This is a genomic window from Stenotrophomonas sp. 8(2023) (assembly GCF_030345295.1).
Taxonomy (GTDB): domain Bacteria; phylum Pseudomonadota; class Gammaproteobacteria; order Xanthomonadales; family Xanthomonadaceae; genus Stenotrophomonas; species Stenotrophomonas muris.
Window position 1 is genome coordinate 1,460,780 of record NZ_CP128404.1, and the last position, 18,770, is coordinate 1,479,549.

19 protein-coding genes are annotated in these 18,770 nt (G+C 67.3%); 6 read left to right on the top strand and 13 right to left on the bottom strand.

Features of this window, described 5'->3' with window-relative positions; all coding sequences use genetic code 11:
* Positions 1-101: 101 nt before the first annotated feature.
* The 6 genes from phoU to pstS (QP609_RS06740) all read right to left on the bottom strand — a co-directional run bounded on the left by phoU (position 102) and on the right by pstS (QP609_RS06740) (position 6,168).
* Positions 102-809, bottom strand: a complete 708-nt coding sequence (gene phoU, locus QP609_RS06715; RefSeq protein WP_005408787.1) for a phosphate signaling complex protein PhoU — start codon at positions 807-809, stop codon at positions 102-104.
* 76 nt (positions 810-885) lie between these two features.
* Complete coding sequence (pstB, locus tag QP609_RS06720) at positions 886-1,716, bottom strand: phosphate ABC transporter ATP-binding protein PstB (RefSeq protein ID WP_005408788.1); 831 nt, start codon at positions 1,714-1,716, stop codon at positions 886-888.
* A 19-nt stretch (positions 1,717-1,735) separates the two neighbouring features.
* Positions 1,736-2,599, bottom strand: a complete 864-nt coding sequence (pstA, locus tag QP609_RS06725) for a phosphate ABC transporter permease PstA (protein ID WP_014646538.1) — start codon at positions 2,597-2,599, stop codon at positions 1,736-1,738.
* Positions 2,599-3,567, bottom strand: a complete 969-nt coding sequence (gene pstC, locus QP609_RS06730) for a phosphate ABC transporter permease subunit PstC (RefSeq protein ID WP_005412771.1) — start codon at positions 3,565-3,567, stop codon at positions 2,599-2,601. Before pstC ends, pstA begins: the two co-directional genes overlap by 1 nt.
* Before the next feature lie 79 nt (positions 3,568-3,646).
* Complete coding sequence (gene pstS / locus QP609_RS06735; protein WP_014646539.1) at positions 3,647-4,735, bottom strand: phosphate ABC transporter substrate-binding protein PstS; 1,089 nt, start codon at positions 4,733-4,735, stop codon at positions 3,647-3,649.
* 416 nt (positions 4,736-5,151) lie between these two features.
* Positions 5,152-6,168 (bottom strand): phosphate ABC transporter substrate-binding protein PstS, encoded by a 1,017-nt coding sequence (gene pstS / locus QP609_RS06740; protein ID WP_014646540.1) that lies wholly within the window; start codon positions 6,166-6,168, stop codon positions 5,152-5,154.
* Positions 6,169-6,722: 554 nt separating this feature from the next.
* On the opposite strand from pstS (QP609_RS06740), the gene QP609_RS06745 reads away from it, so the two are divergent.
* On the top strand, positions 6,723-7,955 hold the full coding sequence (locus tag QP609_RS06745; protein WP_014646541.1) for a porin: 1,233 nt from the start codon (positions 6,723-6,725) through the stop codon (positions 7,953-7,955).
* 81 nt (positions 7,956-8,036) lie between these two features.
* Here QP609_RS06745 and nth read toward each other — a convergent pair whose 3' ends face one another.
* From nth to QP609_RS06760, 3 genes are read right to left on the bottom strand one after another with little or no spacing between them, the layout of a single operon-like run.
* Complete coding sequence (nth, locus tag QP609_RS06750; protein ID WP_197621428.1) at positions 8,037-8,729, bottom strand: endonuclease III; 693 nt, start codon at positions 8,727-8,729, stop codon at positions 8,037-8,039.
* Entirely contained in the window at positions 8,729-9,082 is a 354-nt protein-coding gene (locus QP609_RS06755) for a hypothetical protein (protein WP_049442206.1), read from the bottom strand. The genes nth and QP609_RS06755 overlap by 1 nt, the downstream gene beginning before the upstream one ends.
* A gap of 4 nt (positions 9,083-9,086) precedes the next feature.
* On the bottom strand, positions 9,087-9,869 hold the full coding sequence (locus tag QP609_RS06760; protein ID WP_049407492.1) for an enoyl-CoA hydratase-related protein: 783 nt from the start codon (positions 9,867-9,869) through the stop codon (positions 9,087-9,089).
* A 167-nt stretch (positions 9,870-10,036) separates the two neighbouring features.
* Here QP609_RS06760 and QP609_RS06765 point away from each other — a divergent pair, with 167 nt between their 5' ends.
* The 3 genes from QP609_RS06765 to QP609_RS06775 all read left to right on the top strand — a co-directional run bounded on the left by QP609_RS06765 (position 10,037) and on the right by QP609_RS06775 (position 12,607).
* Positions 10,037-10,738, top strand: a complete 702-nt coding sequence (locus QP609_RS06765; protein ID WP_014646545.1) for an FKBP-type peptidyl-prolyl cis-trans isomerase N-terminal domain-containing protein — start codon at positions 10,037-10,039, stop codon at positions 10,736-10,738.
* A 166-nt stretch (positions 10,739-10,904) separates the two neighbouring features.
* The gene (locus QP609_RS06770; protein ID WP_053495261.1) at positions 10,905-11,708 is read left to right on the top strand and encodes a CoA pyrophosphatase; all 804 of its coding nucleotides are present in this window, start codon (positions 10,905-10,907) and stop codon (positions 11,706-11,708) included.
* The gene (locus QP609_RS06775) at positions 11,705-12,607 is read left to right on the top strand and encodes a sulfurtransferase (protein ID WP_046429767.1); all 903 of its coding nucleotides are present in this window, start codon (positions 11,705-11,707) and stop codon (positions 12,605-12,607) included. The genes QP609_RS06770 and QP609_RS06775 overlap by 4 nt, the downstream gene beginning before the upstream one ends.
* Positions 12,608-12,887: 280 nt before the next feature.
* Here the strand turns inward: QP609_RS06775 and QP609_RS06780 are convergent, their stop codons facing one another.
* Positions 12,888-13,454, bottom strand: coding sequence for an N-acetylmuramoyl-L-alanine amidase (locus QP609_RS06780; protein WP_126411887.1), 567 nt, complete (start codon positions 13,452-13,454; stop codon positions 12,888-12,890).
* 72 nt (positions 13,455-13,526) lie between these two features.
* On the opposite strand from QP609_RS06780, the gene QP609_RS06785 reads away from it, so the two are divergent.
* Complete coding sequence (locus tag QP609_RS06785; protein WP_032961606.1) at positions 13,527-14,054, top strand: alpha/beta hydrolase; 528 nt, start codon at positions 13,527-13,529, stop codon at positions 14,052-14,054.
* A 145-nt stretch (positions 14,055-14,199) separates the two neighbouring features.
* Positions 14,200-16,338 carry a bifunctional 23S rRNA (guanine(2069)-N(7))-methyltransferase RlmK/23S rRNA (guanine(2445)-N(2))-methyltransferase RlmL gene (gene rlmKL, locus QP609_RS06790; RefSeq protein WP_169412228.1) on the top strand — a complete coding sequence of 713 codons (2,139 nt, stop codon included), beginning with the start codon at positions 14,200-14,202 and terminating at the stop codon, positions 16,336-16,338.
* Positions 16,339-16,458: 120 nt separating this feature from the next.
* Here the strand turns inward: rlmKL and QP609_RS06795 are convergent, their stop codons facing one another.
* Genes QP609_RS06795 through QP609_RS06805 form a run of 3 tightly spaced genes read right to left on the bottom strand, consistent with a single transcriptional unit; the run spans position 16,459 to position 18,733 of the window.
* Entirely contained in the window at positions 16,459-16,788 is a 330-nt protein-coding gene (locus tag QP609_RS06795) for a DUF3325 domain-containing protein (protein WP_049442214.1), read from the bottom strand.
* Positions 16,785-18,422, bottom strand: a complete 1,638-nt coding sequence (locus QP609_RS06800) for a PepSY-associated TM helix domain-containing protein (RefSeq protein ID WP_053495477.1) — start codon at positions 18,420-18,422, stop codon at positions 16,785-16,787. The genes QP609_RS06795 and QP609_RS06800 overlap by 4 nt, the downstream gene beginning before the upstream one ends.
* Positions 18,419-18,733: a DUF3649 domain-containing protein gene (locus tag QP609_RS06805; RefSeq protein ID WP_046429774.1), complete on the bottom strand. Its 315-nt coding sequence runs from the start codon at positions 18,731-18,733 to the stop codon at positions 18,419-18,421. The genes QP609_RS06800 and QP609_RS06805 overlap by 4 nt, the downstream gene beginning before the upstream one ends.
* Positions 18,734-18,770 lie beyond the last annotated feature (37 nt).

Below are 18,770 nucleotides of genomic sequence, written 5' to 3' on the forward strand. Positions count from 1 at the left end.
CGCGTGGCGCCCACAATGCGGATGAAACACCCCAAAAAAGAAGGCCGCTGTCACCAGGACAGCGGCCACCTTGGAGTCGACTCCGGTGTTGCAGTGCAGCGTCAGGGCTGGCCGGTGCTGGAGGTCTCGTCGCGCTTTTCACGCGGTGGCAGCGGCTGCTCGCCATGCACCAGGAACCATACGTTCTCGGCGATGTTGGTGGCGTGGTCGCCCACGCGCTCCAGGTTCTTGGCCATGAACAGCAGGTGCGTGCACGGGGTGATGTTGCGCGGGTCTTCCATCATGTAGGTCAGCAGCTCGCGGAACAGCGCGGTGTACTGCGCGTCCAGGCGGGCGTCGTCCTCACGCAGTTCCAGCGCGGCATCAGCATCGTTGTCGCGGTAGGCGGCAATGGCACGCCGGACCTGCTGCGCGGCCAGGCGGCCCAGTGCACGCAGGCCCTGGATCTGCGGCAGCGGCGGCACCTTGCCCAGCGCGATCGAGCGCTTGGCGACATTGGCAGCGTAGTCACCGATGCGCTCGATGTCGGCCGGAATGCGCAGGCCGGCAAGGATCTCGCGCAGGTCGCGCGCCATCGGGCCACGCAGCGCCAGGCGCATCACGTCGTGGCTGATCTGCTGTTCCAGCGCATCGATCGCCTCGTCGTTGGCGATGATGCGATGGGCAGCGTTCTCGTCGCGCTTCTCGATCACGTCCATCGACGCTTCGAGCTGGGCGACGGCCATCTCGCCCATGCGCACGATCTCGGCCACCAGGCGCTGCTGCTCTTCGTCGTAGCTCTTGACGATGTGGTCGTTGGGAAGGTTCATGGTTGTTCCACTCTGTAGAGTCGAGCCACGCTCGACTGATGGTGTCTGCAGGGTCGAGCCGTGCTCGACTGACGTTTCAGCCGAAGCGGCCGGTGATGTAGTCCTCGGTCTGCCGCTGCGACGGCTGCGAGAAGATCACTTCGGTGCGGTCGTGCTCGATCAGGTCGCCCAGGTACATGAAGGCGGTGTAGTCGGACACGCGAGCGGCCTGCTGCATGTTGTGGGTGACGATCACGATGGTGTACTCGTGCTTGAGTTCTTCCACCAGCTGCTCGATGCGGCTGGTCGAGATCGGATCCAGCGCCGAGGTCGGCTCGTCCAGCAGCAGCACCGACGGGCGCAGGGCCACGGCACGGGCGATGCACAGGCGCTGCTGCTGGCCGCCGGACAGGCCCAGTGCGCTCTGCCCCAGCTTGTCCTTCACTTCGTCCCACAGCGCGCCCTGGCGCAGCGCCTGCTCGACGCGGTCGGCCATGTCGGCCTTGCTCAGCTTCTCGTGGTGGCGGATGCCGTAGGCCACGTTCTCGAAGATGGTCATCGGGAACGGCACCGGCTTCTGGAACACCATGCCGACCTTGCTGCGCAGGCGGTTCATCGGGTACTTCGGCGACAGGATGTTCTCGCCGTCCAGCAGCACTTCACCGCGCGCTTCCAGCTTCGGGTACAGCGCGTAGATGCGGTTGAAGATGCGCAGCAGGGTCGACTTGCCGCAACCGGAAGGACCGATCAGCGCGGTCACGCGCTTTTCCGGGATTTCCAAGTTGATGCCCTTCAGGGCGTGGAACTTGTCGTAGTAGAAGTCCAGTCCACGCGCAGCCAGCTTCACCGGCGACGGCGTGTGCAGGCTCTCGTGCGAGGACGGCACGGCGATGCGCTGCATCGGCACGGCGTTGGAAAGGTCGTTCATGGCGTTATCCACGGAAAGGTCAGTCATGGGAGATACGGTTGCGCAGCAGGATGCCGCGGGCGGCAAGGCTGACCAGCAACACGAAGACAGTCAGCACCAGGGCACCGGCCCAGGCCAGCACCTGCCAGGATTCATACGGGCTGCCGGCGAACTGGTTCATCACCACCGGCACCGAGGCCATCGGCTGGAAGATGTTGTTGTTCCAGTACTGGTTGCCGAAGGCGGTGAACAGCAACGGTGCGGTCTCGCCGGAGATGCGGGCCAGTGCCAGCAGGATGCCGGTGATGATGCCGGCCGAGGCACTGCGGTACAGCACCTGCACAATCACCTTCCACTGCGGGATGCCCAGCGACAGGGCCGCTTCGCGCATCTGCGAGGGCACCAGGCGCAGCATCTCGTCGGTGGTGCGTACCACCACCGGCAGCACGATGAAGGCCAGCGACAGCGCACCGGCGAACGCCGAGAAGTTGCCGCCGGTCTGCATCACGTACAGGGTGTAGACGAACAGGCCGAGCACGATGGACGGGGCCGACAGCAGGATGTCGTTGACGAAGCGGACCACGGTGCCGGCCTTGCGGGCGTTGCCGTACTCGGCCAGCCAGGTGCCCGCCAATACGCCCAGCGGGGTGCCGATGCCGATCGCCAGCGCACACATCACGGCGCTGCCGAAGAACGCGTTGGCGAGGCCGCCTTCCTGCATCGGCGGCGGCGTCATCTTGGTGAACAGATCCAGGTTGATGCCGGCCAGGCCCTTGGAGGCCAGGGTGAACAGGATCCAGCCCAGGAAGAACAAACCGAACAGCGCGGTGGCGCAGGAGGCGGTGATCGCAACGACATTGCCGATGCGGCGGCGCAGGTACAGGGAGTCAGCGGTGCTGGACATCAGTTGCCCTCCTTGCGGGACAGGCGCATCAGCATCAGGCGGGCGATGGCGAGCACCACGAAGGTGACGATGAAGAGGACGAAGCCGAGCAGCAGCAGGGCCGAACGGTAGGTTTCAGTGGCTTCACCGAAATCGTTGGCGATCAGCGCAGCAATGGTGGTGCCCGGTTCCAGCAGCGACGGCGACAGGCGCACGCTGTTGCCGATCACGAAGGCCACCGCCATCGTCTCGCCGAGGGCGCGGCCGAGGCCGAGGAAGATGCCGCCGATCACCGCCGAGCGGGTGTAGGGCAGCACGATGTCCCAGCTCACTTCCCACTTGGTGGAGCCCAGCGCATAGGCCGATTCCTTCAGGCGGGTCGGCACGGTCAGGAACACTTCGCGCATCACCGAGGAGATGAACGGAATGACCATGATCGCCAGCACGAAACCGGCGGTGAGCATGCCGATGCCCAGCGGCGGGCCCTGGAACATCGGGCCGATGATCGGCCATTCGCCCAGGGTCTCGTTGAGGAACGGCGTGACGTACTCGGTCATCACCGGCACCAGCACGAACAGGCCCCACATGCCGTAGATGATCGAGGGAATGCCGGCCAGCAGTTCGATGGCTGTGCCGACCGGGCCACGCAGCCAGCGTGGCGCGACTTCGGTGAGGAAGAAGGCGATGCCGAAGCTGACCGGCACGGCGATGACCATCGCGATGACGGCGGTGACCAGGGTGCCGTAGATCGGGGCGAGCGCGCCGAATTTGTTTTCGACCGGATTCCAGTCGGCGGAGAAGAAGAAGCTCAGGCCCTGCATCTGCAGGGCATGGCGGCCGCCCCACAGCATCGACAGCGCGGCGCAGGCCAGGGCGATCAGGACGAAGATGACGGTGCCGACCAGCACCCATCGGAACAGTTTGTCGTTGCGGGCATCACGCGCATCACGCGTGGACGGGGCGGCTACAGGCTGGGCGATGGCATTCATGGGGACGGCAGGGCCAGGAAGGGGCGGGGCGGCACGGCGTGGAAGCGGTGCCCGCGCGGGGCGGGCACCGTCGAGTCCGTCACTTCAGGTCGGTCGCCCAGTAGGCCTCGATCTGCTTGACCAGTTCGGCCGGCAGCGGCACGTAGTGCAGCTCGTTGGCCTGGGCCTGGCCGTTCTCGAAGGCCCACTTGAAGAAGGCCAGGGTGTCCTGGTTGCGCTTGGCGTCCTTCGGCTGCTTCTGCATCAGCATGAAGTTGGTGGCGGTGATCGGCCACGCCTGCTCGCCCGGGGCGTTGGTGATGACCAGGTTGAAGTCCTTGGCGCTGGCCCAGTCGGCGCTGGCGGCCGCCGCGGCGAAGGTTTCCGCGCTGGGCTCGACCCAGTTGCCGGCGGCGTTCTGCATGGCGGTGTACGGCATGCCGTTCTGCAGCGCGTAGGCCAGCTCGACGTAGCCGATGGAGCCCTTGATCTGCTTCACGTACGAAGCGACGCCTTCATTGCCCTTGCCACCGACGCCGTCCGGCCACTGCACCGAGGTGCCTTCGCCGACCTTGCTCTTCCACTCCGGGCTGACCTTGGACAGGTAGTTGGAGAAGTTGAAGGTGGTGCCCGAACCGTCCGAACGGTGGACCAGGGTGATCTTGCCGTCCGGCAGCTTCACGCCCGGGTTGGCGGCGACGATGGCCGGATCGTTCCAAGTCTTGACCTTGCCCAGGAAGATGTCGGCCAGCAGGGCGCCGCTCAGGCGCAGCTTGCCGGCTTCCAGGCCTTCGATGTTGACCACCGGCACCACGCCGCCGATGGCCGACGGGAACTGGGCCAGGCCGGCCTGTGCCAGCTCTTCGCTGCTCAGCGGCTTGTCGGAGGAGCCGAAGTCGACGGTGCCGGCCTTGATCTGGGCGATGCCGCCGCCGGAGCCGATCGACTGGTAGTTGATCTTGGCCCCGGTGGTGGCGTTGTAGTCGGCCGACCACTTGGAGACCAGCGGGAAGATGAAGGACGCGCCCGCGCCGGACACTTCGGCGGTCACCTTGGCACCGGCAGCGGCCGGGGCAGCGGCACCGTCGGCCGCCGGCTGCTGCGCGGCCTGCTTGTCGCCACCGCAGGCCGACAGGCCCAGGGCGATGGCCAGGGAAAGGGCGGCAAGGCCGGCCGAGTGCAGTTTCATGGTCACTCCATAGCGGGGAAGAGCCGACGTGGTCGGCGGATGCGGCTATGAAATGATGTTTTTGTTACAGCCGTATTACGACCATGACAGAGGTGTCCTGGATCACGTTCTGACAAGGGTTTCACCGGGTTGGCCCCCATCCGGCAGAGCCCCGGAGACCCCGGATCTGCGCACCGGTATGGCGGCCGGTTGGCCCTTGTGGAGTCAAGCCATGTTCGACGGCTCCCTGCCCTCGGTAGGTGCGGACCGTCGGTCCGCACGCTCCAGCACCCAGCCGAGCGTGGGCTCGGCGCTGCAGAGGCAGATGCATGCATCCCCGAAAACAAGAAGAGCGCGAGATCTCGAGGATCTCGCGCCCGGTTGGGGCCGGCGGGGGAGAGAGGACCCGCCGGCCCCGTTCCTGCGGGGGAACGTGCTTACTTCAGGTTCTGCGACCAGTAGGTCTCGATCTGGCGGACCAGGCTGTCCGGCAGCGGCACGTAGTCCAGCTGGCGGGCCTGGGCGTCGCCGCTCTTGTAGACCCAGCGGAAGAACTCCTGGGTGGCCTTGCCGTTGGCAGCGTTCTTCGGCTTCTTGTGCACCAGGATGAAGTTGGTGGCGGTGATCGGCCAGGACTCGGCGCCCGGGGCGTTGGTCATCACCAGGTAGAAGTCCTTGGCGCTGGCCCAGTCGGCGCTGGCGGCAGCGGCGGCGAACGATGCATCGCTCGGCTGGACGAACCTGCCGGCAGCGTTCTTCATCGCCGTGTACGACAGCTTGTTCTGCAGTGCGTAGGACAGTTCGACGTAGCCGATGCCGCCCTTGATCTGCTTCACGTAGGCAGCAACGCCTTCGTTGCCCTTGCCGCCGATGCCGGCCGGCCACTGGACCGAGGTGCCTTCACCGACCGAGCTCTTCCACTCCGGGCTGACCTTGGACAGGTAGTTGACGAAGTTGAAGGTGGTGCCCGAACCATCCGAGCGGTGCACGACGGTGATCTTGGCGCTCGGCAGGGTCACGCCCGGGTTCAGCGCGGCGATGGCCGGGTCGTTCCAGGTCTTGATCTTGCCCAGGAAGATGTTGGCCAGCACGGTGCCGTCCAGCTTGAGTGCGCCCGGGGCGATGCCGGCCACGTTGACCACCGGCACCACGCCGCCGATCACCGACGGGAACTGGGCCAGGCCCGAGGCGGCCAGTTCTTCCGGCTTCAGCGGTGCATCGGAAGAGCCGAAATCAACGGTCTTGGCCTTGATCTGCGCAATGCCGCCGCCGGAACCGATCGACTGGTAGTTGACCTTGTTGCTGGTGGCAGCGTTGTAGTCGGCCGACCACTTCGACATCACCGGGTAGATGAACGAGGCGCCCGCGCCGGTGATTTCAGCGGCGTTGGCGGCGAACACGGACGACGCTGCGAAGACGGCAACGGCAACGCGCGACTTGAAGGCGTGGATCACGGGGTGGCTCCTGGGTTGATTGGAATGCGGGGTTACCCGCCCGGCGCACATTCCATAACGGTTCGATGACAGCGCGGGGACCGTTGTATGACGCATCCGTTACAGCGCTGGCTGACGCTTGCGCAGCGCGGGCCGTGAAGGTTTCGCGCAGCGGCTGAGGCGGTCGTGCGGGCACAAGGGAGGTGCGCCGGCGCCGGCTGCGGTCACCTTGCATAGGTGGCCGATGAGGTGACGGCTGCCTCCCTTCGCGCGGTCTGCGCCTGGCGTTGCGCAGGGATTCCGCGTCATCCGCGCGAAGCCGGGCGGTGCGGACCAGGGTGACCCGGCGGCTTGCCCGCGTGTCGGTGCCGATACACCACGCCATGGGGCGCAAGGGATCGATAAGCATGTGCGCGCAAATGAGTCGTACGCATGACCGCACGAAGAAATCTGTGGTTGGTGCTCAATCTGTCATTCGGCTGTCATGGTTTTAACGGAACGTTCGCAAAACGCTTGACCGGCCTGCCGGCGTGGCGTTCTGCCCAAGCCATTCCAACCCTCTGGAGAAATCCAAAATGCGTTCCCATTTGCTCGCCGCCGCGGTCGTTGCAAGCCTCGGTCTGGTTTCCGCCGACGCCTTCGCAGCCCCCGCCAGCTCGGGCGTGTCCCAGGCACAGTTGCAGCAGCTGCAGGCACAGATCGCTGCGCTGCAGGCCCAGGTCCAGCAGTTGCAGAACGATTCGCAGGCGCTGCAGGCGCAGTCCGACGCGCAGTCCGAAGTGAACATCACCCAGGCGCAGGCCCTGGAAGGTGCGCAGAAGACCCAGACCAGCGTCGACAAGCTGGCCAAGCTGGTCAATGACAACAAGATTGGCGGTCGCATGTTCTTCGACCTGACCAACATCGACAAGACCAGCAACGGCAAGGACACCGCCGCCAGCGGCACCGGCCTGGACGTCAAGCGCTTCTACCTGACCGTCGACCACAAGTTCAACGACATCTGGTCGGCCAACCTGACCACCGACTTCCAGTACAGCTCGGCCATCGGCAACACCGAACTGTTCGTCAAGAAGGCCTACGTGCAGGGCAGCTTCGACCCGGCCTTCAACCTGCGCGTCGGTGCCGCCGACATGCCGTGGATCCCGTACGTCGAGAAGTTCTACGGCATGCGCTATGTCGAGAACACCCTGACCGACCGCCTGAAGTACGGCAACTCGTCCGACTGGGGCCTGCATGGCTTCGGCAACCTGGGCAACAACTTCAACTACGCCGTCTCGGTCGTGTCCGGCGCCGGCTACAAGAACCCGACCCGCAGCAAGGGCATGGACGTGGAAGGCCGCGTGGCCTACACCCCGAACGAGAACTTCGTGGTCGCCGTCGGCGGCTACAGCGGCAAGCTGGGCAAGGAAACCGACATCCAGAGCGCCGAGAACACCTACACCCGCGCCAACGCGATGGTGGCCTACGCCGACAGCAACTTCCGCGTCGGCGGCGAGTACTTCCAGGCCAAGAACCTCAACAACGTGCTGACCGTTGCCACCGACAAGACCAGTGGCTGGTCGGTGTGGGGCAGCGTGCGCGTGACCGACGGCGGCATCAACGTGTTCGGTCGTTACGATGACACCGACGTCAGCAAGACCCTGGACCCGACCCTGAGCGACAAGTACTGGAACGTCGGCGTCGAGTTCCCGGTCATGAAGAACCTCAAGCTGTCGACCGTGTACAAGTACACGCACCTGGCCAACGCCAGCGACAAGAAGAACGACAAGACCAAGGAATTCGGCGTCTGGGGCGACCTGTCGTTCTGATCTCCTGAAGCACCCTTGTCCATACACGCGGACGGCGGGCCTGGTGCCCGCCGTCTTCGTTTCGTCACAACACGATCCGCGTCACGTCTCGGCTGTGGTCTTTTCCTTGAACCGGCACAGGTCGGCGATCACGCAGCCCGGGCAATCCGGCTTGCGCGCCTTGCACACGTAGCGGCCATGCAGGATCAGCCAATGGTGCGCGTCGAGCAGGAACTCGGCCGGAATCACCTTCACCAGCGTGTCCTCCACTTCGCGCACGTTCTTGCCGGGGGCCAGGCCGGTACGGTTGGAGACGCGGAAGATATGCGTATCCACCGCCATCACCGACTCGCCGAAGGCGGTGTTGAGCACCACGTTGGCGGTCTTGCGGCCCACACCGGGCAGCGCTTCCAGCGCTTCGCGGTCGCGCGGCACTTCGCCGCCGTACTTCTGCAGCAGGATCGCGCAGGTGGCGATCACATTCTTCGCCTTGGCGTTGAACAGCCCGATGGTGGCGATGTACGGCTTCAGGCCATCCTCACCGAGCGCGAGGATCTTCGCCGGCGTGTTGGCGACCGGGAACAGGCGGCGGGTGGCCTTGTTGACGCCGACGTCGGTGGCCTGGGCGGACAGCGCCACGGCCACCAGCAGTTCGAACGGCGAGCTGTACTCAAGCTCGGTCTTCGGGTGCGGATTGAGCTCGCGCAGGCGGGTGAACATTTCCACCACGTCGGCGCGCGGCATGCGGCCGCCGCGCCGCGCCGGTGCGCGGGCAGTCTTCTTCGCGGTGGCCATTACGGCTCCTTGCCGGTGACGCGGGCCTTGGCCCGGGCGAGAATCGCGGCCGCCGCGGCGGGCAGGGGGGGCTTCACGTCCGGCGCCGGGGGCGGGGTGCGACGTGCATCGCGCTCGGCTTCGCGGCGGGCCAGGCGCACCGCGCGGGCGCGATAGCGTTCGCGTGCGGCCCAGGCCGTACGCAGTTGCTGCTGGGCCTGCTGCAGCCGCTGCGGAAGGTCCGGGTGGCCAGGCAGCAGCTGTTCGTCGCCGGCTCGGGCGACGTAGTCCATCAGCCCCGCCTGCAGGGCGCCATCGAGATCGTCTGCCTGGACCCGGGCGAACAACTGCGCGGGGTTGGGTCGGGATGCCATGGCGTCAGCGGTTCTGGAAGGCCGGCGGGCGGCGCTGCAGGAAGGCACTGGTGCCTTCACGCATGTCCTCGGTGGCGAACAGCAGGCCGAACTGCGCACTTTCGTATTCCAGCCCGGCCTCCAGGCTGCACTCGCCGCCCACGTGCACCGCGTCGAGCAGGCCACGCAGGGCCAGCGGCGCTGAGCGTGCCAGCTGGCGGGCGACGTCCTGTACACGGTTGTCCAGCGCGTCGGCCGGCACGACTTCGTTGACGATGCCCAGTTCCAGCGCACGCGCGGCGTTGATCGGCGCCCCCAGCAGGCACAGCTCCAGGGTGGCGGCGCGGCCACACAGGCGCAGCAGGCGCTGGCTGCCGCCGAAGCCGGGAATCAGGCCGAGATTGATTTCCGGTTGGCCGACCTTGGCGGTATCGGCGGCGATGCGCAGGTGGCACGCCATCGCCAGCTCAAGCCCGCCGCCCAGCGCGAATCCGTTCACGCGCGCGATGACCGGCTTGGGCATGCGTTCGATCTGGCGCATCAGGGCCTGGCCCAGCAGCGAGAAATCACGTCCCTGAACGGCGCTGAGGGTGTTCATTTCCGCGATGTCGGCACCGGCCACGAAGGCCTTCGGGCCCGCCCCGGTCAACACCACCACGCGCACCTCCGGATCGGCAGCGGCGTCCCTGAAGGCATCGGCCAGCGCCTGCAGGGTCGCGGCGTTCAGGGCATTGAGCTTGTCCGGGCGCTGGACGGTCACGGTGCGGATGGCGCCTTCGTCGGCAACAGCGATCAGGGCATCGGCCACGGGGAAACTCCTGGAACGTTAAAAAAAAGTGATATTGAACTCTGCAAACGCAGACGGGTCATAGCCTGCATCGTGAGTAGCGGTTACACGTTGCGCCCGTTATCCTAACCCGTCGCCTCAGGGCGGCGAAGAACGTCCCTGAGTTACCACCCCTGGAGAACTGTTTGATGAAGTTGCGTTCTATCGCGGTCGCCGTCGCGGCCCTGGCCCTGACGGGCAATGCCTTCGCCCAGGACATCGCGTCCGAGAAGGGCAAGCTGAGTTATTACTTCGGTTACGACTACGGCAACAACCTGGCGGAGCTGACCGGTCGCGGTGAGCAGCTGGACATCAACTCGGTGGTGAAGGGCCTGCAGGATGCCTACGCCAAGAAGCAGCCGGCGATCACCGCCGAGCAGCTGAAGCCGGCCGTTGAAGCGTTCCAGAAGCGCGAGCAGGGCCGTGCCCAGGCTGCCAAGGCCGAGTACGAAAAGGCGGCTGCCGAAAACAAGACCAAGAGCGATCAGTTCATCGCGGCGAACAAGGCCAAGGCCGGCGTGCAGTCCCTGCCGAGCGGCGTCCAGTACCGCGTGATCGAAGCCGGCAAGGGCGCCAAGCCGACCCAGGCCAGCACCGTGCAGCTGGAAGTGGCCGGTCCGTTCCCGTACGGCCAGCGCCCGACCGAAGCCCGCCCTGCCCAGCAGATCCCGTCGATCAAGGTCAGCGAAGTTGAAATGAAGGCCATGCGCGAGACCCTGCTGCAGATGCCGGCCGGCTCGAAGTGGGAAGTCACCCTGCCGCCGGACCAGGCCTACGGTGCCGACCCGCGCACCCCGTTCCCGCCGAACGTGGCTGTGCAGTTCGAGATCAAGCTGGTCAGCGTCAAGTAAATCGAAACAGCAAACGAAACGCGCCGGTGATCCCACCGGCGCGTTTCTGTTTGTGCAGCCCCTGGCGGTGAAACGCCCGCGCTGCGCGCGAGCGTCGACTCTACCGTTGGGCCGGGCCACCCGCGCAAATTCAGCCCGATCGCGCTACTGTTGCCGGGTGCAAACAATGGAAGAAACGGCGCGTGTTGTCGCAAGTCCCTGCATCGGAGTGTGCACGCTGGATCCGCACCGGCAATGCACCGGCTGCGCGCGGCATATCGATGAGATCGCGCGGTGGTCGTCGATGAGCAACGAGGAACGCAGCCGCATCCTGCACCGCGTGCAGCCCCTGCGCGAACAACTGCAGCAATCGCTGCGTGGCTCGCTGGCCGACCACGAGCGACTGATGCGCGCGCTGCACCCCTTGGCCCAACCGCCGGCCGGCGACGGCTGGAACCGCAGTGAGCTGATCGACCTGCTGCCGCCCGGGCCTCCGGTGGAGGCTGCGGTGCTGGCCGGCATCGTCCCGCGCGCCAACGGCGCACAGGTGATCCTGACCCGCCGCACCGAAACCCTGCGCACGCACGGGGGCCAGGTCGGATTTCCCGGCGGCCGCACCGAACCCGATGACCGCGACGCATTGGCGGCCGCGCTGCGCGAGAGCCAGGAAGAAATCGCATTGGCGCCCGGCCAGGTGCAGGCGCTGGGGTATCTCGATCCCTTCGTCACCATCACCGGCTACCGGGTCACGCCGGTGGTGGCGGTGGTCGACCCGGATTTCGTGCCGGTGCCGCAGCCCAGCGAAGTGGCCGAAGTGTTCGAGGTGCCGCTGGATTATCTGATGGCGCCCGACAGCCTGCGCCAGGTCGAAATCACTCATCGCGGCCGGGTCCGCCACGTCCTGGAGTATGGCTGGCCGGGCCAGCGCATCTGGGGCGCGACCGCCGCCATTCTCTACAACCTGCGTCGTCGCCTGGAGCAAGTGCAATGAAGCCGATCGATCCGCCGTGGACCACCCTGGTCGATGTCACCACCCTTGCCGCTGCGCTCGGCGCAGGCGTGCGCGTCGTCGACGCGCGTGCCACCGCCAGCACCGCCGTGCGCGTGGTCGATGCGCGTGCTTCGCTGGCCGATCCGCAGGCTGCGGGCGGCCAGTATCTGGCGGGGCACATACCGACTGCGGTGCATGCCGATCTCAACCGTGATCTGTCGGATCTGACCCGAAGCGGCCATGGCCGGCACCCGCTGCCGGACAGCGATGCGTTCGCCGCGAAGCTCGGTACGTGGGGCATCGGTCCCGAAACCCAGGTGGTGGTCTACGACGGCAGCGACGGCAGCATGGCCGCCTCGCGCCTGTGGTGGCTGCTGCGGCTGATCGGGCACACCCGGGTGGCCGTGCTCGACGGCGGTATTGCCGCCTGGCAGGCCGCCGGTCACGCGCTGGCGAGCGGGCCGACTGAAGTGACGGCGTTACCTGCCTACCCGGGCCGTTTCGACACCACCCAGATCGCCAACGCCGATGAAATCAGCGCACGGCTGAAGCACGCGCCGGGCTGGTTGGTCGACGCGCGCGCGGGTGAGCGCTTCCGCGGTGACGTCGAGCCGCTGGACCCGGTCGCCGGCCACGTGCCGGGCGCGGTCAACCGCCCGTTCGCCTTGAACGTACTCGATGGCCACCTGCGCGACCCACAGGCGCTGCGCGCCGAACTGCAGGGCGTGATCGGCAACCGCGATCCGCAGCAGGTGGTGCTGATGTGCGGCTCCGGCGTGACCGCCTGCCATCTGCTGCTGGCGATGGAAACGGCGGGCCTGTCCGGCGCGCGCATCTACGCCGACTCCTGGAGCGGGTGGGTCAGCGACAGCAGCCGCCCGGTCGCGACCGGCGCCTGAGCCGCGCGGGGTCGGATCCGTTTTCCAACGGAGAACGGTTCTGACCCCATCAACCGAAAATCGGGTCAGAGCCCGTTGCGTAGCAACGGGATCCGACCCCGTGTCGATTCGAAGGATCGCGGAGAACTGTCGATGGCGGGGTGGGTCCGGTTGCGGGGGTGTCCGCAACCGGACCCACCCCGCCATCCCACGGAATGCCAGCGTTTGACGTTGACGTTGACGTTGACGTTGACGTTGACGTTGCCGTTGCCTCTGCGGGTGCAGGGCGCAGCCCTGCCGCTTACCCAACCGGCTGCAACGGCACCTTCGCCAGCACCCGCGCCCACGGGAACAGCGGCCCCGGATCGCGCTTGCGCGCCACCGTCAACGTCGAATCGTCGCTGGCCGGCACCCGTTCCAGGTCCAGCTGGTCATGCCCGGCAATCCGTCGCAGCGACGGGTAGTGCGCCACCAGCGCCAGCAGCAGCTGTTCCAGCGCCTGCAGCTGTGCCTCGGTGTACGCCTCGTCCATCGCCTGGTGGCGGCTGTCGAACCAGTCCGGATAGCGCCCGGTATTGACCAGCTCGATGCCCAGCGTATGCGCGTTCATGCCGCGCACGTGGTGGGCCACGCGTTCCGGTGCCACGTACTGCACCACGCTGCCATCGCGGTCGATGTAGAAGTGCCCGCTGTTGCCGGCACCGCTGTCGTACAGCACACGCTCGCCGTACTCGCGGGCCATCGCCAGATCGGGCAGTTCGGTGCAGTGGATCACCACCATCTCCAGCGTGGCCGGGTCGCGCAGCGGCAGACGGTCTTCGTAGGGCAGGGGCTGCAGCTGCAGGCCGGGCAGGAGCGGGTTGGGCATCCGGCGATGCTAGCATTGCGGCATGAACCTGCCTTCTCTTTCCTCGTTGGCCCGCTCGCACGGAGCACGTGCATGAGCCGCGGCCACTGCATCCTGTCGCATGGCTTCGAGAGCGGCCCGGAAGCGACCAAGGTCACCGCGCTGGCCGACGTGGCGCAGCGCCTGGGCTGGACCCATGAGCGCCCGGACTACACCGACCTGGACGCGATGAGCGAGGTCAGCCGGGTAGGCGACGTGCCGACCCGCCTGCGCCGCCTGGTCGAGCGCGCCGCCATCGCGGCCCGGCAGGGGCCGGTGGTGCTGGCCGGCTCCAGCCTGGGCGCCTACATTTCCGCCATCGCCTCGTTGCAGGTACCGGTGGCCGGCCTGTTCCTGATGGTGCCGCCGACCACGATGGGCCCGATGCCGGCGCTGGACGCCGCCGCCGTGCCGACCACCGTGGTCCAGGCCTGGCATGACGACGTGGTGCCAGCAGCGGGAGTGATCGCGTGGGCGCAGGCGCGCTCGGCGCAGCTGCTGCTGGTCGACGACGGCCACCGCCTCGAGCGCCACGTGGAGGCTTCCGCGCAGGCCTTCGAACGCTTGCTGCGGCAACTGTGAAGCCCGGGCGCACGGCGCGCCCGCCCGCATTGACTACAATGGCAGCCCCGCCGCCCCCGGCGCGGGCCTGCCGGCCGTGCCTACGGCCCTCCTTTCCGACCGGCCCGGCCCCTGTGCCGCGCCCGACCACCTGCGAACCGATCCCGTGAAATTCTTCGTCTCCTGCGCCAAGGGCCTGGAATACCTGCTTGCCGATGAACTGTCGGCCCTGGGCCTTGGCAAGGCCACTGCCACCATTGCCGGCGTCAACGCCGAGGGCGAACTGGCGCAGGCGCTGCGGATCGTGATGTGGTCGCGCCTGGCCAGCCGCGTGCTGTGGCCCATCGACGAGTTCGAGTGCCCGGATGAGCAGGCCCTGTATGACGGCGTGCGTGCGCTGCCGTGGCACGAGCACATCACGCCGGAGATGACCCTGGCGGTGGACGCGCACGTGTCCGGCGACAAGATCACCCACGCCCGCTTCGCCGCGCAGCGGATCAAGGACGCCATCGTCGACCGCATGCGCGATGAAGGCCTGGAACGCCCCTCGGTCAACACCGATCTGCCCGACGTGCGCGTCAACCTGTCGCTGCGCAAGGGCCGTGCCTCGTTGTCGATCGATCTCGGCGGCGGCCCGCTGCATCGCCGTGGCTGGCGTGGTGCTGCCCACGAGGCACCGCTGAAGGAAAACCTGGCCGCCGCGCTGCTGCTGCGCGCGCAATGGCCGCGCCTGCACGCTGCCGGTGGTGGCCTGCTGGATCCGATGTGCGGCAGCGGTACCCTGCTGATCGAAGGTGCGCTGATGGCCGCCGACGTCGCTCCCGGCCTGATGCGTCATGGCAGCCTGCCGCCGAGCCGCTGGCTGGGCTTCGACAAGGCCGCCTGGAAGTCCATCCAGAGCGAAGCACGTGAGCGCGAAGCGGCCGGCCTGGCCGCGCTGAAGCCGGTCATCCACGGCAGCGACATCGATCCGACCGCGATCCAGGCGGCACGCGAGAACGCCGAGGTCGCGGGCGTCGCCCACGCGATCCGCTTCACGCGCGCCGACGTGGCCGACCTGGCCGCGCCGGAACAGGAGATCGGTGCGGTGGTCTGCAACCCGCCGTACGACGAACGCCTGGCCGCCGATCCGGCGCTGTACCGCGCGCTGGGCAACGCCCTGCAGAAGGCGGTGCCGCAGTGGCGCGCCAGCCTGCTGTGCGGCAACGACGAACTGGCCTTCGCCACCGGCCTGCGCGCGGGCAAGAAGTACCAGATGTTCAATGGTGCGCTGGAGTGTGCGCTGATCGTCTGCGACCCGATCGCCGTGCCGGGCCGTGATCCGGCACAGCCGCGCGAGCTGAGCGTAGGCGCGCAGATGGTGGCCAACCGCCTGCGCAAGAACCTGAAGAAGTTCAAGAGCTGGCGTGCCCGCGAAGACATCACCTGCTTCCGCGCCTATGACGCCGACCTGCCGGAGTACGCGGCCGCCATCGACGTCTACGAGGAAGACGGCGGCAAGCGCCGTACCTTCCTGCACGTGCAGGAATACGCCGCACCGGCTGCCATTCCCGAGAACGACGTGCGCCGCCGCCGCAACGAGCTGCTGGCCGCTGCGCGCGAAGTGTTCGGCGTGCCGCCCGAGCAGGTCTCGATGAAGTCGCGCGAGCGCGGCAAGGGCGGCAGCAAGTACGGCCGCTTCGAGCAGCGTGACGAATTCATCGTGGTGCGCGAGAACAATGCACTGCTGCAGGTGAATCTGTTCGACTACCTGGACACCGGCCTGTTCCTCGACCACCGCCCGCTGCGCCGGATGATGGCCGAGCAGGTACGTGGCAAGCGCTTCCTCAACCTGTTCTGCTACACCGGCGTGGCCAGCGTGCAGGCGGCGGTGGCCGGTGCCGCCAGCACCACCAGCGTCGATCTGTCGGCGACCTACCTGCAGTGGTGCTACGACAACCTGGCGTTGAACGGGCAGGGCGGCAACCAGCACCTGCTGGTGCAGGCCGACGCGATGGCGTGGCTGGAGGGCGATCGTGGCCAGTACGACGTGATCTTCTGTGACCCGCCGACCTTCTCCAACTCCGCGCGCGCCGATGACTTCGACGTGCAGCGCGAGCAGATCAAGCTGCTGCGTGCAGCCGTGGCGCGGCTGGCGCCGGGCGGCGTGCTGTACTTCTCCAACAATTTCCGCCGCTTCAAGCTGGAAGAGAACGCCATCGCCGAATTCGCCCAGTGCCGCGAGATCACCGCGCGCACCATCGGCCCGGACTTCGAGCGCAACGCGCGCATCCACCGCGCGTGGGAATTGAAGCGGTTGGGGTAACGCGACGCCCGGGGTCGGATCCCCTGCGCGAAGCGCAGGGGCTCTGACCCCATCCGGATCTACGCACCAGGGGTCAGAGCCCTTGCGCTTCGCGAAAGGGATCCGACCCCGGTGGCCCGGCTACAGCACCGCCACCACCAGCCCCAGCACCGGCAGCACGATCGCCAACGCCGCGATCCACTTCGGCCGGTACGGGTACAGCCCGAACGACAGCGCCAGACCGCCCAGTGTCATCGTGCCCAGCCACAGCACCGGGCCCATCGCCCAGCCGTGGTCGATCACGCACAGCGCGAACGCCACCGTCAGCAGGGCCCAGCCCAGCACGCGCCACTGGGTGCGCCGTGCGGGCGTGGCTGCGGCGCTGCCGTGCAGGTCGTGCTGGTGCTTTTCCATCGCCAGCGACAACGCGGTGAACGCGGAGAACGACAGGGCCAGTGGCAGCAGCATCATGCGCTGGCCTCCGCTTCGGCGGTTTCCGCAGCGTCCACCGGGGCCCTGGGTGCTGCTGCGGCGGCGGCGCGCTTCTTCTTCTCGGCCGCGCTCAGCGGTGGCGTCCAGCGCTGCATGCGCCAGCCGCACAGCGCCAGCATCGCACCGAACGCGATCATCGACAGATCGACGCCAGCCAGTACCCAGTCACCGCTGCGCAGTGTGATGCCAAGATGCGCGTGCGTGGTCAGCGCGTTGACCACCGGTACCAGCGCGAACGCAGCCGCACCCAGGTACAGCTGCCACGCCCACATCATCCGCTTCGGCCAGATGAAGGCGGCCAGCAGCGCGCCGCCCCAGGCGTAGAAGAACACGTTGGCCTCCGCACTCGCGCGCCCGGCGATGTCCAGCGGCAGCAGGCGGTTGCCCCAGAAGTAGGCCGCGAAAGCGATCGGCAGGCCGGCCACGGTGCCGATGTTCAGCGCATCGACCAGGCGCAGGCCGAAGCCGGTGCGCCCACTCTTGGCATGCCTGGGCCGTTCCTTCACCGCCCACAGCACCACGCCGCTGGCCACCATCAGGCAGCCGACCAGGCCGGACAGGAAGAACAGTGCACGCAGGCCCCAATCGGCGAAGCGTGCCAGGTGCAGGCCGTACAGCACGCCACGGGTGGCGGTAGCGCCGCCGGATGGAGGCGTTTCTTCCAGCAACGTGCCGTTGACCATGTTGTAGCGAACGGCGGGAGTATCGGTGGACAGGCGCTTGCCGTCGCGTTGGCGGATGTCGATCACCGCATTGGCCGCCCCCGGGTTGGACACGGTGAAGCCGGCCACTTCCACGCCGTGCCAGTGCGCACGTGCGCTGTCCAGCAGCTGCGCGATCGGCAGCGGCGTGGCGCGTCCTTCGGCCGGCGCGGTCACCTCCGGCATGCCGCCGAAGGCTTCGCTGAAGAACTTGTCTTCGTCCTGCGGGTAGGCGACTTTCACCCCCCACGGCAGGTACATGACCATCAGGGTGACGATGCCGGTGTAGGTGATCATCGCGTGGTAGGGCAGGGCCATCACCGCGCTGACGTTGTGGAAATCGAGCCAGGAACGCAGGCCCTTGTCCTTGCGGAACGTGAAGAAGTCCTTGAAGATTTTCTTGTGGGTGATGACGCCGGTGATGATCGCCACCAGCATGAACATCGCGCAGAAGCCGACCAGGTAGCGCGCCCACAGCACCGGGATGTAGTGCAGGTCGAAATGCAGGCGGTAGAAGAAATCACCGCCCCGCGTTTCGCGTGCCTTCAGTGCCTGGCCGGTATTCGGGTCCAGCGTGGCTTCGCCGAAGCCACCGCGACGGCCGCGACTGGGATCGGCCAGCTCCGGTGGCAACCGCCAGAACATCTGCATGGCCGGGTTGCGCGGCTGCGGCAGGGTGACGAACCAGTTCCCGGCCTGCGCCGCATTGGCCTGCAGGTAATCCACGGCGCGCTGCGCGGCGACATCGATGCTGACCTGGCTGGACGGAAGTTCCGGTCGCATCCAGCGGCTGATTTCCTCGCGGTAGTAGCTGGCCGTGCCGGCCATGAAGATCAGCAGCAGCAACCAGCCGACCAGCAGACCGGTCCAGGTGTGCAGCCAGGCCATCGACTGGCGGAAGCCGTTCTTCATGCCCAGGCCCCCAGCAGGCGCGCAATGGCGGCCATCAGCAGCGCGGGCGCGAGGATGCCCACCCAGGCGCGCAGCGCGCTGCGGGTCGCGAACGCCCACAGCGCTGCGCACGCGGCGACCAGGATGGCCAGCAGCATGCCGGTCAGCACGGCCTGGCCGCGCGCACCGGGCAGCGCCACCGCGCAGAACACGCTGGTGGCCGAAGCCAGCGCGTAGCCGCCGAAGATCGCGGCCAGCGAGCGTGACAGCACGCCCCAGCGTGGATTGGAGAAGAAGGTGCGGGGGCTGGCGGTTGCGGGCGAGCGGTCCACGGCGTTCCTGCAGGTAGGGGAGGGGATGGAACGCGTC